Source organism: Spiroplasma sp. hyd1 (assembly GCF_016082235.1).
In the GTDB taxonomy this organism is placed as follows: Bacteria; Bacillota_I; Bacilli_A; order Mycoplasmatales; family Mycoplasmataceae; genus Spiroplasma; species Spiroplasma poulsonii.
The window spans coordinates 48,524-62,631 of sequence record NZ_JXYY01000001.1 but is presented as its reverse complement, the minus strand read 5'-3'; the positions used below and the strand labels follow the sequence as shown (position 1 = coordinate 62,631).

At 33.9% G+C, this 14,108-nt stretch carries 26 protein-coding genes and 1 pseudogene; 25 read left to right on the top strand and 2 right to left on the bottom strand.

Annotation, left to right across the window (positions count from 1 at the left end):
• The first annotated feature begins 3 nt into the window (after nucleotides 1-3).
• The 24 genes from rplV to TS70_RS00240 all read left to right on the top strand — a co-directional run bounded on the left by rplV (nucleotide 4) and on the right by TS70_RS00240 (nucleotide 12,473).
• On the top strand, nucleotides 4-342 hold the full coding sequence (gene rplV, locus TS70_RS00355) for a 50S ribosomal protein L22 (RefSeq protein WP_040092928.1): 339 nt from the start codon (nucleotides 4-6) through the stop codon (nucleotides 340-342).
• Nucleotides 343-361: 19 nt separating this feature from the next.
• The gene (gene rpsC / locus TS70_RS00350) at nucleotides 362-1,120 is read left to right on the top strand and encodes a 30S ribosomal protein S3 (protein WP_127092549.1); all 759 of its coding nucleotides are present in this window, start codon (nucleotides 362-364) and stop codon (nucleotides 1,118-1,120) included.
• Nucleotides 1,120-1,533, top strand: coding sequence for a 50S ribosomal protein L16 (rplP, locus tag TS70_RS00345; RefSeq protein ID WP_040092931.1), 414 nt, complete (start codon nucleotides 1,120-1,122; stop codon nucleotides 1,531-1,533). Before rpsC ends, rplP begins: the two co-directional genes overlap by 1 nt.
• A gap of 1 nt (nucleotide 1,534) precedes the next feature.
• Nucleotides 1,535-2,569, top strand: coding sequence for a 50S ribosomal protein L29 (gene rpmC / locus TS70_RS00340; protein WP_198049072.1), 1,035 nt, complete (start codon nucleotides 1,535-1,537; stop codon nucleotides 2,567-2,569).
• Nucleotides 2,566-2,826: a 30S ribosomal protein S17 gene (rpsQ, locus tag TS70_RS00335; RefSeq protein WP_198049082.1), complete on the top strand. Its 261-nt coding sequence runs from the start codon at nucleotides 2,566-2,568 to the stop codon at nucleotides 2,824-2,826. The genes rpmC and rpsQ overlap by 4 nt, the downstream gene beginning before the upstream one ends.
• Before the next feature lie 19 nt (nucleotides 2,827-2,845).
• The gene (rplN, locus tag TS70_RS00330) at nucleotides 2,846-3,214 is read left to right on the top strand and encodes a 50S ribosomal protein L14 (RefSeq protein WP_198049071.1); all 369 of its coding nucleotides are present in this window, start codon (nucleotides 2,846-2,848) and stop codon (nucleotides 3,212-3,214) included.
• Nucleotides 3,215-3,225: 11 nt separating this feature from the next.
• Nucleotides 3,226-3,546: a 50S ribosomal protein L24 gene (gene rplX, locus TS70_RS00325; protein ID WP_040092936.1), complete on the top strand. Its 321-nt coding sequence runs from the start codon at nucleotides 3,226-3,228 to the stop codon at nucleotides 3,544-3,546.
• Between the two features lie 21 nt (nucleotides 3,547-3,567).
• Nucleotides 3,568-4,110 (top strand): 50S ribosomal protein L5, encoded by a 543-nt coding sequence (gene rplE / locus TS70_RS00320; RefSeq protein WP_040092937.1) that lies wholly within the window; start codon nucleotides 3,568-3,570, stop codon nucleotides 4,108-4,110.
• A 12-nt stretch (nucleotides 4,111-4,122) separates the two neighbouring features.
• Nucleotides 4,123-4,308 carry a type Z 30S ribosomal protein S14 gene (locus tag TS70_RS00315; RefSeq protein WP_040092938.1) on the top strand — a complete coding sequence of 62 codons (186 nt, stop codon included), beginning with the start codon at nucleotides 4,123-4,125 and terminating at the stop codon, nucleotides 4,306-4,308.
• Between the two features lie 19 nt (nucleotides 4,309-4,327).
• Complete coding sequence (gene rpsH / locus TS70_RS00310) at nucleotides 4,328-4,717, top strand: 30S ribosomal protein S8 (protein ID WP_040092939.1); 390 nt, start codon at nucleotides 4,328-4,330, stop codon at nucleotides 4,715-4,717.
• 24 nt (nucleotides 4,718-4,741) lie between these two features.
• On the top strand, nucleotides 4,742-5,281 hold the full coding sequence (rplF, locus tag TS70_RS00305) for a 50S ribosomal protein L6 (RefSeq protein ID WP_040092941.1): 540 nt from the start codon (nucleotides 4,742-4,744) through the stop codon (nucleotides 5,279-5,281).
• 21 nt (nucleotides 5,282-5,302) lie between these two features.
• Nucleotides 5,303-5,668, top strand: coding sequence for a 50S ribosomal protein L18 (rplR, locus tag TS70_RS00300; protein WP_040092942.1), 366 nt, complete (start codon nucleotides 5,303-5,305; stop codon nucleotides 5,666-5,668).
• Between the two features lie 165 nt (nucleotides 5,669-5,833).
• Nucleotides 5,834-6,307 carry a 30S ribosomal protein S5 gene (gene rpsE, locus TS70_RS00295; protein WP_198049081.1) on the top strand — a complete coding sequence of 158 codons (474 nt, stop codon included), beginning with the start codon at nucleotides 5,834-5,836 and terminating at the stop codon, nucleotides 6,305-6,307.
• Nucleotides 6,308-6,319: 12 nt separating this feature from the next.
• Nucleotides 6,320-6,757 (top strand): 50S ribosomal protein L15, encoded by a 438-nt coding sequence (gene rplO / locus TS70_RS00290; RefSeq protein ID WP_198049070.1) that lies wholly within the window; start codon nucleotides 6,320-6,322, stop codon nucleotides 6,755-6,757.
• On the top strand, nucleotides 6,757-8,184 hold the full coding sequence (gene secY, locus TS70_RS00285) for a preprotein translocase subunit SecY (protein ID WP_040092946.1): 1,428 nt from the start codon (nucleotides 6,757-6,759) through the stop codon (nucleotides 8,182-8,184). Before rplO ends, secY begins: the two co-directional genes overlap by 1 nt.
• An 18-nt stretch (nucleotides 8,185-8,202) precedes the next feature.
• On the top strand, nucleotides 8,203-8,841 hold the full coding sequence (locus TS70_RS00280) for an adenylate kinase family protein (RefSeq protein WP_198049069.1): 639 nt from the start codon (nucleotides 8,203-8,205) through the stop codon (nucleotides 8,839-8,841).
• A gap of 24 nt (nucleotides 8,842-8,865) precedes the next feature.
• Complete coding sequence (gene infA / locus TS70_RS00275) at nucleotides 8,866-9,084, top strand: translation initiation factor IF-1 (protein ID WP_040092948.1); 219 nt, start codon at nucleotides 8,866-8,868, stop codon at nucleotides 9,082-9,084.
• A gap of 42 nt (nucleotides 9,085-9,126) precedes the next feature.
• Nucleotides 9,127-9,240, top strand: a complete 114-nt coding sequence (rpmJ, locus tag TS70_RS00270; protein ID WP_004028447.1) for a 50S ribosomal protein L36 — start codon at nucleotides 9,127-9,129, stop codon at nucleotides 9,238-9,240.
• 21 nt (nucleotides 9,241-9,261) lie between these two features.
• A complete protein-coding gene (rpsM, locus tag TS70_RS00265; protein ID WP_040092949.1) occupies nucleotides 9,262-9,627 on the top strand; it encodes a 30S ribosomal protein S13 in 366 nt (121 codons plus the stop codon).
• Nucleotides 9,628-9,645: 18 nt separating this feature from the next.
• Nucleotides 9,646-10,035 (top strand): 30S ribosomal protein S11, encoded by a 390-nt coding sequence (gene rpsK / locus TS70_RS00260; protein WP_070406476.1) that lies wholly within the window; start codon nucleotides 9,646-9,648, stop codon nucleotides 10,033-10,035.
• 15 nt (nucleotides 10,036-10,050) lie between these two features.
• Entirely contained in the window at nucleotides 10,051-11,004 is a 954-nt protein-coding gene (locus TS70_RS00255) for a DNA-directed RNA polymerase subunit alpha (protein WP_198049068.1), read from the top strand.
• A gap of 18 nt (nucleotides 11,005-11,022) precedes the next feature.
• Nucleotides 11,023-11,382 (top strand): 50S ribosomal protein L17, encoded by a 360-nt coding sequence (gene rplQ / locus TS70_RS00250; protein ID WP_040092952.1) that lies wholly within the window; start codon nucleotides 11,023-11,025, stop codon nucleotides 11,380-11,382.
• 69 nt (nucleotides 11,383-11,451) lie between these two features.
• On the top strand, nucleotides 11,452-12,195 hold the full coding sequence (gene map / locus TS70_RS00245; RefSeq protein WP_198049067.1) for a type I methionyl aminopeptidase: 744 nt from the start codon (nucleotides 11,452-11,454) through the stop codon (nucleotides 12,193-12,195).
• Between the two features lie 98 nt (nucleotides 12,196-12,293).
• The gene (locus tag TS70_RS00240) at nucleotides 12,294-12,473 is read left to right on the top strand and encodes a hypothetical protein (RefSeq protein WP_040092954.1); all 180 of its coding nucleotides are present in this window, start codon (nucleotides 12,294-12,296) and stop codon (nucleotides 12,471-12,473) included.
• 46 nt (nucleotides 12,474-12,519) lie between these two features.
• On the opposite strand, the gene TS70_RS08035 is transcribed toward TS70_RS00240, so the two are convergent.
• Nucleotides 12,520-12,837: a hypothetical protein gene (locus TS70_RS08035; protein ID WP_258267046.1), complete on the bottom strand. Its 318-nt coding sequence runs from the start codon at nucleotides 12,835-12,837 to the stop codon at nucleotides 12,520-12,522.
• A gap of 59 nt (nucleotides 12,838-12,896) precedes the next feature.
• Nucleotides 12,897-13,001 (bottom strand): annotated as a pseudogene (locus TS70_RS08215) (hypothetical protein); the annotation flags it as partial.
• Nucleotides 13,002-13,130: 129 nt separating this feature from the next.
• On the opposite strand from TS70_RS08215, the gene TS70_RS06895 reads away from it, so the two are divergent.
• Nucleotides 13,131-14,102, top strand: a complete 972-nt coding sequence (locus tag TS70_RS06895; protein ID WP_198049066.1) for a glycosyltransferase family 2 protein — start codon at nucleotides 13,131-13,133, stop codon at nucleotides 14,100-14,102.
• The last annotated feature ends 6 nt before the right edge of the window (nucleotides 14,103-14,108 follow it).

The following is a 14,108-nucleotide window of genomic DNA, read 5'->3' as shown; positions in this document are numbered from 1 at the left end:
TAAATGAATGTAAGAGCAAACTTAAGAAGTATTCGAATATCGCCACGAAAAGTTAGATTGGTTATCGATTTAATTCGAAATAAAAAAGTGGGAGACGCAATAGTTATTCTTAACAACACAAACAAAAAATCATCAGTACCAGTTCAAAAATTAGTAAAGTCAGCAGTGGCAAACGCTGTTAACAATAATGGCTTGGATGCTGATCGCTTATTTATTAAAGAAATCTTCGTTAACGAAGGACCAACATTAAAACGATTCCGTCCTCGTGCCCACGGACGCGTATATGAAATTTTAAAGAGAACAAGTCACATCACAGTTACTGTTAGTGATGGGCAGCAATAAGAAAGGAAGATAACAAGATATGGGTCAAAAAGTTAGTCCAACGGGATTACGTGTTGGAGTTATTAAAACATGAGATTCAAGATGATATGCTGAAAAGCAAGATTATGTGAATTGATTGCATCAAGATATCAAAATTAGAAAAGCTCTAATGAAAAAATTAAAAGGAGCTAGTGTTTCTAAAATTGAAATTGAGCGAACAAAAAAAGAAATTGTTATCTTTATTAGAACTGCTCGTGTTGGTGTTGTCTTAGGGCAAGAAGGAAAAAACATCGTCGAATTAGTAAAACTAGTAAGAGTTACAATTGGTGATCGTAAAATGGAAGTAAAAATTAATGTTGTTGAAATTAAAAACCCTGATACTGATGCACAATTAGTTGCAAATACAATTGCAGAACAAATTGTTAATCGTGCATCATTCAGAACTGTGCAAAAGTTAGCAATTAAAAAAGCAATGAAAGCTGGTGCACAAGGAATTAAAACTGCTGTATCAGGACGTTTAGGTGGCGTTGATATGGCTCGTACCGAAGGATATACCGAAGGAACAGTACCATTAGCCACTTTACGTAGTGATATTGATTATGCTTTGGCTGAAGCTTTGACAACTTATGGTCAAATCGGTGTTAAGGTTTGAATTTGTAAAGGTGAAATCTTAAGTAAAGATCTAGTCACAACTAGCGATGAAAAACCAAAGTTTGAACGAAGAGATTATGATCGTTCGAACAATAATCGTCGTGAATATCCACCAAAATCACGTTCTGCTCCTAAGGAGGCAAAATAATGTTATTACCAAAAAGAACGAAATATCGTCGTCCACATCGGATTAAATACGAAGGAAAAGCAAAAGGGAATACTAAAGTTGATTTTGGAGAATTTGGATTACAGTCACTAGATGGAGCATGAATTACAAACCGTCAAATCGAAGCAGCGCGGATTGCTATGACACGTTATATGAAACGTTGAGGAAAAGTTTGAATTAGAATTTTTCCCCATATGGCAAAAACTAAAAAACCATTAGAAGTACGGATGGGATCAGGGAAAGGTTCACCAGAAGAATGAGTAGCAGTAGTTAAAACGGGAACTGTTATGTTTGAAGTAACAGGAGTTTCAGAAGAAACAGCCCGTGAAGCGTTACGTTTAGCAATGCATAAATTACCAGTGAGATGTAAGATTATAAAAAAAGGAGAAGAGTAAGATGAATGATTTAAACAAAAAATCAGTTGAAGAGTTAAAAAGACTGGAAGAAGAATCACACGCTGAATTATTTGCTTTAAGATTTCAATCAGCAATGGGGAACTTAGAAAAACCACATCGCATTGGGGAATTGAAAAAACAAATTGCTCGCATTTTAACAATCTTATCTTCTCGTAAAAAAGCTGGTGAAAACACAGCAATTAATGTCAAAATTAATTTAAGTGAAACATACGCTAAAATTGAAAAAGAATCACAAGAATTTGCAAAGCAACGCAAAGCCAAAATTGATCAAATTCTGGCAGAACAAGAAGGTCCCGAAGACAATATGACAAGTTTAATGGATTTACCATTAACTGATGCGATGGAAATGACGGTGGAAGGGCCAAATCTTGAACCAGTTGCTAAAGCAGATGACAAAAAACCAGCAGTGGTAAAAGCAGCAACAACAAAAGAAGTTTCAGCAGCCCCCGCGAAAAAACCAGCAGCACCGTTGCAAGAAAGCAAACCAGCTGCTAATAAAACAACTAAGTCAGCACCAAAAAAAGAAGCTGACAAAAAACCAACTACCCCTGTGGTAAAGAAAGAACCTGCTAAACCAGGAGGAGCAAAGGATGCTGTTTTAAAATCTTTAATTAAAAAGAACGAAGCAGCAAAAGCAGTTAGTAAACCAGCTGCACCAACAACAAGTAGCAAATCAACAGTAACCGTTAAATCAGTTACTTCGGCAAAAGCAGAAATCGAAATGCCAAAAGTAACAAAAAAATCAGCGGGAACTAATACTGCAAAAAAAGATGTTGAACTTAATGCAAAAGAAAAATTAGCAGCAATGAAAAGTTCAATTTCAATCGGAACAAAAAAAGGTCGCGGAACAGGTGTTAAAATCAATTTAGATTTAAAAACAAAAGATCCAAAAGCATCAGAGTATACTTATGGAACAAATTGAAAAGAAAATCGTGATAAAATTTTAACTGCCGGAAAAACAACAAAAAAAGCCGATGATAAAACAACTACCAAGAAAGGGACAGGGAAAAAATAATGGAAAGAAATAGTCGAAAAGTGCTACAAGGCCGTGTTATTTCGGATCGAAGCAATAAAACAATTACTGTTTTAGTTGAAACATACAAAAACCACCCATTATATAAAAAACGTGTTAAGTATTCAAAAAAATATTTAGCTCACGACGAACATGAACAAGCACATACTGGGGATAAGGTAAGTATTATGGAAACACGTCCCTTATCAAAAACTAAACACTTTCGTTTAATTGAAGTTATTGAAAAAGCAATTGGTTAATTAAGAAGAGGAAAAATAAATGATCCAACAAGAAACAAGATTAAGAGTTGCCGATAACTCTGGAGCAAAAGAAGTGTTAGTAATTAAAAACTTAGGTGGTTCATGACGTAAGTTTACTAATATTGGGGATATTGTTGTATGTACCATTAAAAAAGCCACTCCCGGTGGGATTGTTAAAAAAGGGCAAGTTGTTAAAGCAGTTATTGTTCGCACAAAACGCGGATTAAAAAGAACCGATGGAACACAAATTCAATTTTCAGAAAATGCAGTAGTTTTAATTAAAGAAGATAAGACGCCACGGGGAACACATATTTTTGGTCCAATTGCCCGTGAAGTTAGGGATGCTGGATTTGGAAAAATTGCATCATTAGCGCCAGAAGTATTATAGGAGGCTAAGTTATGAGTAAAGTTAAATTTAAAAAAGGTGACTTAGTCAAAGTTGTAACGGGAAAACACAAGGGAACTGAAGGACCAATCATCCGTGTTTTACGTGAAAAAAGTCGTGTTGTCATTGAAGGAATTACTAATATTAAACATGTTAAACCGTCACAAGACAACACCGAAGGAGGAATTCAACAAGTTCCTGCTTCAATTCATATTTCAAATGTTGCATTAATTGATCCAAAGAACAAAAAAGAAATTACTAAAATTAGCTATCAAGTTGCTGATAATGGTAAAAAAGTTCGCATTGCTCGTAAGTCAAAAGCGCATTTAGCGTAAAGAAAGGAATAATTATTAATAATGAATGTTAGTTTAGAAAAAAAATATAAAGATGTAATTGTTAAAGAATTATTCAAAGAGCAAGGTTATCAGTCAATTATGCAAGTTCCTGCTGTTAAAAAAATTGTTGTTAACATGGGAGCTGGTGATGCAGCACAAAATAGTAAAGTAATCGAAGATATTACAAATGAATTAGCGTTAATTACAGGATTACATCCAGTTGTTACCAAAGCAAAAGGTTCAATTGCGGCCTTCAAATTACGAGAAGGAATGCCAATTGGAGCAAAAGTTACTTTACGTGGTAAAAAGATGTATCAGTTTTTAGATAAACTAATTAACATTGCTTTACCACGAGTAAGAGATTTCCGTGGGGTTAGTCTCGACGCTTTTGATGGGTGCGGGAATTACACGCTAGGAATCAAAGAACAAATTATTTTTCCCGAAATTGACTATGATAAAGTTAAAAAAATTCGTGGAATGGATATCACAATTGTCACAAGTGCAAGTAATAATGGCAATGCTCACGCCTTATTAGGTAAAATGGGAATGCCATTTAAAAAATAGGAGGAAAGAAATATGGCCAAAAAATCATTAAAAGTTAAACAACAACGCCATCCAAAATTCAAGGTAAGAGGTTATACTCGCTGTGGAAACTGTGGACGACCTCATACTGTGTTACGTAAATTTAATTTATGTCGTTTATGCTTTAGAAATTTAGCATACAAAGGACAAATTCCTGGGGTTAGAAAAGCTTCATGATAGAAAGAGAGACTAATTAATTATGATGATTGATACAATTGCTGATATGTTAACAAGAATTCGAAATGCTAACCAACGTTTACACAAAAGTGTGATCATTCCTTCAAGTAAAATGAAAGTAAGAATTGCTGAGATTTTGAAAGAAGAAGGTTATGTTGAAGATTTTAAAATATCAGGAGATGTGAAAAAAGAATTAAGTTTAACTTTGAAGTACAAAGGAAAAACAAAAGTTATTTCAGGATTAAAAAGAATCTCAAAACCAGGATTAAGAGTTTATGTAACCGTTGAAAAAGTACCTCAAGTTTTAAATGGGATGGGAATTGCAATTATTTCAACAAGCCAAGGAATTATGACAGATAAAGCAGCAAAACATGCTCACTTAGGTGGGGAAGTTATTGCTTATGTTTGATAGCAAACTTTAAAGGAGAACAGAAAAATGTCTCGTATTGGTAATAGAGAGTTAAAAATTCCAACAGGTGTCGAAGTAACAATTCAACCAAACAATGTTATTGTCAAAAGCACAAAAGGACAATTAGAACAAGCAATCCCAAGTGTTATTACCGTTAACGCAAAAGATGGCATTGTGACAACAGAAAGAGCAAATGACGTGAAACATAGTAAGCAATTACACGGAACAATCAATTCTTTAATTCAAGGAATGTTGGAAGGTGTTAGCAAAGGTTTCAAAAAAGAATTAGAAATTAATGGGGTTGGTTATCGTGCTGCTTTAGCAGGTGATAAATTAACCTTAAACTTAGGATATTCCCATCCAGTTGAGTATCATATTCCAAAAGGAATTACCATTACCCTTCCCAAACCAACACAAATTGTTGTGGAAGGAATTTCAAAACAATTAGTTGGGGAAGTAGCAGCTAACATTAGAAATTATCGTAAACCTGAACCTTACAAAGGAAAAGGGGTTAAATACAAAGATGAACATATTATTCGTAAAGAAGGGAAATCTGCTGGTAAATAGCAGAAGAGAGGAAGAACAACAATGGCAAATTTACAAAGTCAAAGTCGAAGCGCAAAACGTAAAAAAAGACATTTTCGTGTTCGTGCAAAAATCAATGGTACTTCTGCAATTCCCCGTTTGAATGTGTTCAAGTCGAATGGGCATTTCTATGCCCAATTAATTGATGATGTTAAGCAAACAACAATTGTTGTTGCCTCAACATTAAAAATGGCAGATTTAAAAACAACAAGTAATGTTGGGGCGGCAGAAAAAGTCGGAACTGATATTGCAAAAAAAGCACTTGATAAAAAAGTTACAACAGTAGTATTTGATCGTGGTGGGTACTTATACCATGGAAAAGTAAAAGCATTTGCAGAAGCTGCGCGTAAAGCAGGATTAAAATTTTAAAAGGAGCAATAAGAAAATATGGCAGAGAATAAAACAGATTTAACACCAAATACTGGTGGACCATCAACACCATCACAACCACCAAAAGGTGATTTTTCACGAAACAATCCCCGTCAACCATATCAACGTTCAGAACGAAACTTTGATCGTCGTGGTGAGGATAATATGTTTGAAGAAAAAGTAGTAACAATTCGTCGTGTGACAAAAGTTACAAAAGGAGGACGTCACTTCCGTTTTGCGGCAGTTGTCGTTATTGGTGATAAAAAAGGTCGTGTTGGGTTTGGAACTGGAAAAGCAAATGAAGTTCCTGATGCAATTAAAAAAGCAATTAAAGAAGCAAAAAAACAATTAGTAAAAGTGCCTTTAGTTGGAACAACAGTTCCCCATCAAATTATTGGTCATTTTGGAGCCGGTGAGGTTTTAATTAAACCAGCGTGCAAGGGAACCGGAGTTATTGCCGGGGGGCCAGCGCGAGCAGTAATTGAGCTAGCGGGCTTAGCAGATGTTTATACAAAATCATTAGGATCAAATACGCCAATCAATATGATTAGAGCAACATTAGATGGTTTACGCAATTTACGAACAGTTGAGCAAATTGCGAAATTACGTGGTAAAACCCCAGAAGAATTACAAGGATAAGAGGTAAGGAAGATGAAATTAAACGAATTACAATACACCGAAGGGGCTCGTCATAGTAAAAAACGTTTAGGACGAGGAACTTCTTCTGGTCTTGGAAAAACTTCGGGGAAAGGTCATAAGGGGCAAAATGCTCGTACTGGGGGTGGCGTTCGTTCTGGTTTTGAAGGGGGACAAACGCCAATCTTTCGCCGCTTACCAAAAGTTGGGTTTACTAATATTTCAACAAAAACTTATGTGTTATTAAACTTAAGTGATTTAGAAAAACTTAGTTTAAATGACGTTAACCATCAAACATTAGTTGCAAAAAAAGTGCTAAAAAATGAGAAAGAATTAATTAAAATCTTAGGGAATGGTACAATATCTAAGAGTGTTAATGTTAAAGTTAACAAAATTTCACAAACTGCAAAAGCAGCAATTGAAAAAGCCGGAGGAAAAGTGGAGGTAATATAGTGAAAACTAAAACAAAAAAAAGAAAAACAACCCGCAAAAATGGTGATATTGATATTGTTAAATCATCAAATTTCTTTGTTAAAAATAAAGATTTGATGAAACGAATTGGTTTTACCTTATTAGTTTTAGTTTTAATCCGCTTGGGAAGTTATTTAACAGTCCCAGGTGTTACAATTTCACAGAACTTCCAAGATCTATCAAACAATGACCAGTTCTTTAGTTTGATTTCGATGTTGGGAGGAGGAACATTAGGGAAGTTTTCTATTTTAGCGTTAGGAGTTTCACCATATATTACTGCTTCAATTATTGTGCAGTTATTATCAACTGACGTTATTCCCCCACTATCGCGCTGAGCGAAGAGTGGGGAACGCGGTCGAAAAAAATTAGATCGTTTAACAAAATGATTAACAATTCCGTTTGCAATTATGCAAGGAATTGCAACAATTTTTACAATGGCAAATCAAGGAATTATTTCGCCAAAATGAGATTCATCTGATTTTGGAACTGGAAGTCCAATTTTCTATTATCTGTTAGTACCAACGGCTTTAATTGCTGGAACAATGTTAATGTTATGATTAGCAGATCAAATGACAATTAAAGGAATCGGAAATGGGGTTTCGTTAATTATTTTTGCTGGAATTGTTGAGCAATTACCAAACAATTTACAAACAACATTTAAGTTTTGAATTTCAGGACAAGAGGATATTAACTTATTGTTTGATGGAATTTTAAAATTCTTAGTTTATGTTGTAATGTTTTTATTGGTAGTGTTGTTTGTTGTAATGTTAAATGAATCAGAACGTAAATTACCAATTCAACAAACCGGAAGTGGGTTAGCGTCAGGTGATGAAAATAATCATCCCTTCCTACCCTTAAAAATTAATTCCGCGGGAGTTATTCCAGTAATTTTTGCTTCAGCATTAATTTCAGCGCCAATTACTGTCGCTCAAATTATTAGCGTTAGCAATCCAGCTAATGGCTTTGTCCAATTTACGAATAATTATTTATCGTTTAGTACTTGGCCAGGAATTATTATTTATGCTGTGTTAACAATTTTATTTACGTTCTTATATTCACAAGTTCAAATGAATCCAGAAAAGATTGCGGAAAACTTTCAAAAGGCCGGAACTTTTATTCCAGGGGTCCGTCCCGGAAAAGAAACCGAAAAATACATTAAAGGAACAATTAACCGTTTAAGTATTTTAGGATCAGTTTTTTTAGCAGCAATTGCGATTTTACCATATGTAATTAGTAAGTTAACATCATTACCAAGTGCATTAGCAATTGGAGGAACAGGATTAATTATTATGGTGTCAGTTGCGTTAGAAACAATGCGTCAAGTTAAAGGTCGTATTACTCAACAAGCTTTTATTGACAAAAAGTCACAGAAATTAGAAGATGAAACAAAAGATTCATACTTATGATAGAAAGCCAGAGGACAAACAATGCGAAACATTATTTTGTTAGGAGCGCCAGGTAGTGGGAAAGGAACCCAATCTGAGCATTTAGTCAAACAATTTGGCTTTACGCATCTTTCAACCGGAAATATTATTCGTGATAATATTAACCAGAAAACACCGTCAGGATTGTTGTGTCAACAATATTCTGAACAAGGAAAGTTAGTTCCTGATGATCTTATGATTGAAATGGTTGAACAACATTTACAAACAATCAGTGGTGATTTAATTTGAGATGGTTTTCCGCGGACAATTACGCAAGCAGCAAAATTAGACCAGTTACTACAAAAGTTGAATAGTAAAATTGATCATACTTTATATTTTGAAATTGATGAAAGAAAATTATTTGATCGGATTGTTGGACGGTTAACTTGTCCAACTTGTGGACGTACGTATCATCGCACAGCGTTTCCACCAAAAGTCGAATGAGTTTGTGATGATGATCAAACACCATTGGTGCAACGAAAAGATGATAGTGAAGAAAAAATTAAAATTAGGTTAGCAGCTTATCAAAATGATACAGTACCCTTAGTGCAGTATTATTTAAATCAGCAAGTACTAACCGTTATTGATGCTGATATGGAAGGATATGCTGTATGGGACCAAATTATGGCAGTTCTAAAATAACGGGGATTGGAGGTAATAGATAAAATGGCCAAAACTGATTTATTAGAGGTACAAGGAACAATTTTAGAAGTATTACCAAATACAATGTTTAAGGTGAAACTAGAAAATGGGGCAGTTATTTTAGCTCACGTTTCGGGTAAAATCCGGATGAATTACATTCGCATTTTACCTGGGGATGCAGTAGTTGTCGAAATGTCACCTTATGACTTAGAACGTGGGCGAATTATTTTTAGACATAAATAAAAAAGAATAACAAAAATAAAATTTGGTAAAGGAGAATACACGATGAAAGTAAGATCATCAGTTAAAAAAATCTGCGACAAATGTCGTGTAATTAGAAGAAAAGGGCGTGTGATGATAATTTGTTCACAACCAAAACATAAACAACGACAAGGTTAAGAAAGGACGGGAAGAAGATAGATGGCACGTATTGGCGGAGTGGATATTCCAAATGATAAGCGCGTTGTAATTGCATTAACTTACATTTATGGAATTGGAAAACCACAATCACAAAAAATTTTAAAAGAAGCAAAAATATCAGAAGATATTCGAGTAAAAGATTTATCAGAAGATGAATTAACAACAATTAGGAATGAAATTGCAAAACTAAAAACCGAAGGTGACTTACGGCGTGAAGTTGCTTTAAACATTAAACGATTAATGGAAATTGGGAGTTATCGTGGGATGCGTCACCGTAAAAGTTTACCAGCGCGCGGACAATCTTCAAAGCAAAACGCTCGTACGGTTAAAGGACCGCGTAAAACGGTTGCTAATAAGAAAAAATAATAGATAAGGAGAAGAATTATGGCTGTTAAGAAGACAACGAATAAGAAAAAAGTTAAGAAAAATGTCCTAAAGGGAATTGCACATATTCATTCAACTTTCAATAATACAATCGTTACCATTTCCGATGAAGCGGGTAATGTAATTTCATGATCATCAGCAGGGGCAATGGGTTTTAAAGGAAGTAAAAAATCAACCCCATATGCAGCACAAATGGTTGCTGAAGCTGCTGGGAAAGCAAGTCAAGAACACGGAATGAATAGTGTTCAAGTTGAAGTAAAAGGACCAGGTCCGGGGCGAGATGCTGCAGTCCGTAGTATTCAAGCAATTGGATTAGAAATTACTTCAATTAAAGATGTAACGCCAATTCCTCATAATGGGGCACGACCACCAAAAAGACCAAGAGGATAGGAGAAGGATCAGGCGATGAAACAATTTATTAGACCAGAATTTAAATTACAAGCAGAAGATAAAGCAAATAATTATGGAAAGTTTTTAGTGGAACCTTTAGAACGAGGGTTTGGGGTAACATTGGGGAATGCTTTACGCCGAACATTGTTATCAGCAACACCAGGGGCTGCTGTTTTTGCAGTTCGTATTAAAGGGGCTTCACACGAATTTACTGCTATTCCCGGGGTTGTTGAACATGTTACAAAAATAATTTTAAATATTAAAAATTTAGTATTGAAAATTAACCAAGATATTATTCCTGATGGTGAATCAGTTATCTTGAAGGTAGTTTCTTCAAAAGAAGGAGAAGTTTACGCGAAAGATTTAGTGGTGCCAACGGGAGTTGAAATTATTAATGGAACCTTATTATTAGCAACAATTGCTAAAGGTGGGGAATTAGAACTAGAATTACACGCTCGTAATTCGCGTGGTTATAAATCATTTACAGATAACAAGAAAGAAAAAAAATATGCTGATTTAATCGTGATTGATTCAAATTATTGTCGAATTCAACGAGTAGCATATAATGTTGAACCAACAAAAGTTGGGAAAAATGCGGACTTAGAAAAATTGGAGTTAGAAATTCAAACTGATAGTTCAATTACACCAGTTAATGCTGTTGCAATGGCGGCAAAAGTTATTACTGAACACTTAGAGTTCTTCGTTAATTTAAACGAAGCAATTAAATTAACCCAAATTATTTCATCAGAAACTGAAACAGAAGAAGATGAATTAGATCGTAGTATTGATGAATTAGAATTTACCCAACGTTCACAAAACTGTTTAAAACGAGCAAAAATTGATACGTTACGGGACTTAGTTTCAAAAACAGAAGATGAAATTCAAGATATTCGAAACTTAGGAAAAAAATCACTAACAGAAATCAAGGACAAAGTGGCCCAATTAGGTTTACACTTTCGTCGCGATTAGGAAAGGAGGAATGTTATCATGTCATATCAACAAAAAAGAGGAAAAAATACAGCTTGACGAAATGGCTTAATGCGTAATTTAGCAACAGAATTAATTATTAATGAACGTTTAGAAATTACTGAAACCCGAGCAAAAGAACTACGTCGTCATGTTGATAAATTAATTACCTTAGGGAAACGACAAGATTTACATGCTCGTCGTCGTGCTGCTAGTTTTTTACGCGATATTGATGCGAATGAAAAAGAAACAGCATTACAAAAATTATTTAATGGTGTTGCAAAAAAATATCAAAATCGTAATGGGGGTTATACTCGCATTTTAAAATTAGATAATCGTAAAGGGGACAATGCTCCAATGGTGATTATTGAATTAGTATAAAGGAAAACTAACAGGATCGTTAGTTTTTTTCTTTTTATGATACAATAAAAAAAGAAATGGAGTCAAAACATGATTACAATTAAAACTGAGCAAGAAATTGAATATATGCGGAAAGCTGGTGTTGTTTTAAAACAAATTCATCAAGAATTACGAGCAATGATTAAACCGGGCGTAACAGGAATAATGCTTAATCATCGCGCAGAAGAAATTATTGCCGCAAATGATTGTCAACCCAATTTTAAAGGATTATATGGTTTTCCTGCATCAATTTGTGTTTCTTTAAATACTGTCTTAGTGCATGGGATTCCTAATGATGTTCCATTCCAAGTGGGTGATCTTGTTTCAATTGATGCAGGATGTGCTTATAAGGGCTATAATAGTGATGGTGCTTTTACTGTTATTGTTGATGCTGATCAAAATCCAGAGCATGTTAAGTTACTAACTGTTACAGAAACAGCGTTAACAAAAGCAATGGCAATTTTAAAACCAGGCGTTCGGATTGGTGATATTGGTGCTGTAATCCAAACATATGTTGAAGGGGAAGGCTTTTACTTACCAACTGAATTTACTGGTCACGGAATTGGGCACAGTTTACATGAAGACCCAATGATTCCGAATGTTGGAAGTGCGGGAACGGGGCTGCGGTTGCAAGCAGGGATAACAATTTGTATTGAACCAATGGTCCAAATTGGAACTAAAGCGATTAAAATGTTAGATGATGGGTGAACACCTGTTTCGGCATTAGGATTAGCGAGTGCCCACTTTGAGCATACGATATTAATTACTGAAACCGGTTATGAGGTTTTAACATAACGGTTTTTATAATTTTTAAATTTGAAATTGAAAAATATTCTAATATCGTGTATCATAAATAAAAAGGGCTTGATAATTTATTATAGGAGGAGATAATGATGAGATTCAAAGAAAGAAATTGAACTTGAAAGATTAATATTTTTGGTAAGCATATTAAAGCGGGAACAGGAAAATATGACCCGTTTGATTATGGCCGTGTAAAACGAATGGCGCGCGAAGAAGCAAAACAACAACGATTAGAAGCAAAACAAAATCGTAATAATAATTATAATTTTTAAAACCATACTTAGAATTAAGTATGGTTTTTGTTTTTTATGTTGGAAATTATTTTATAGGTGGTAAGTGATAAGAATTAGCAATTTTTTTATAAATCATTGTTTGACAATCTTCATCGGTATAACCATTAAACCGAAAAACACCAACAAAGTGATAACCAATGCCTTTTTCTTTTTCATTTAATTTTGCAAAAGTGACAAATTCAGTTTGCTGTTGGCTTTGTTGTTCACCAAGTTTTTTTCGTTTACTAAGCGGTTTGGTGCTATCAAATTGATAAAGATATGTTCCATCAGGAGCAATGTAATTGGCATAACCCTTTTCAATTTCCCCAGCAAGGCGATGGGTGGTGGGATATTTACTAGTCACACTTGTTGGTGATCATTAATAGTATAACCACTTTTCAATGTTGAAAGATGATTTTCATCGGTAAAAAGGGCACTTAAAACATCAAAGATGGTACGAAAGATAATATCATCGGTTGTTTTAATTTCTCTTTGTTGTAAAATTTTTTGTAATGTTTCATTTGGCATTTTAAAACCTCTATTTTCAAAGCATTTAAGTTCAATGATTTTCTTTTCTAGTGTAATATAATAATTATACTAAAAAATAAATTAAAATGTTATAATTATTACAAGTATAAATAGGGGGGGGATACTAGTATGTTTTTATCATTTCTTATTGTAACACAGAATAACCCCGTCAAACTAATGAAAACATTAATGTCAATTAAAGAGCAAACCAATGGTGATTATGAAATTGTTTTAGTTGATGATACTGGTTTTCAACCTAAATCACCAACATTAGAGGTTATGAGTGAGCATTTTTATAATGTTGGTAAAAAAATGCAAGTCGTTACCAATTTACGAAGTCAAGGTTTTTCTTATGGTCTTAATAGTGCTATTTGTGTTGCACGTGGGGATTATTTTATGATTGTTGATGAAGGTGAAGTTATTCATAAAACAGCTGTTGCTGTGCTAAAAGAAAATGTTACAAAACACCAAGTTGAGCATAAAAAAATTGATATTGTTGAATTTCGGTTACATTATCCGCATTCAAAAGGAAATAGTGAGATTCGTAATAAAGCTAATGTTTTATTATCTCCAAAAACAGATAAGGAAGTGTTAGCTTACACCCATTCTTTGGTTTTTACTAAAATTTTTCGGCGTAAATTAGTATTGCAAAAAAATATTATGTTACTTAATTATCGCCGGACTGATGCCTTCTTCATTTATAATATCTTAGCATATGCCAACGGTTTTTTAGCAATTGAAGATATTTTAGCTGATTATGAATTAGGGCTTGTCAATTATAGCGTTTTTGATTTACTAAAACAATGAATTTATATTTTTAATTTATATCGTGATTTAAATTTATATCGTGAGTATCAAGAAGAATTAGAATATGCCTTTATTCGTTTTTGTCTTGTGACATTTTTACGTCTGGTACGGTTGCAAAACAATAAAGCCTTATCTATTAAAGCGATTCATAGCACCGAAAATAAATTAGAACGACGATATAAAAGTTTTCTTAAAAATAAATACATTAAAGATATTCAAGAACCAAAGTTTAAAGTAATTGTTAGTGATATTAAAGGATTTATTAAAAATTGAAAACTAGAAAATGCTAAATAAGATTTT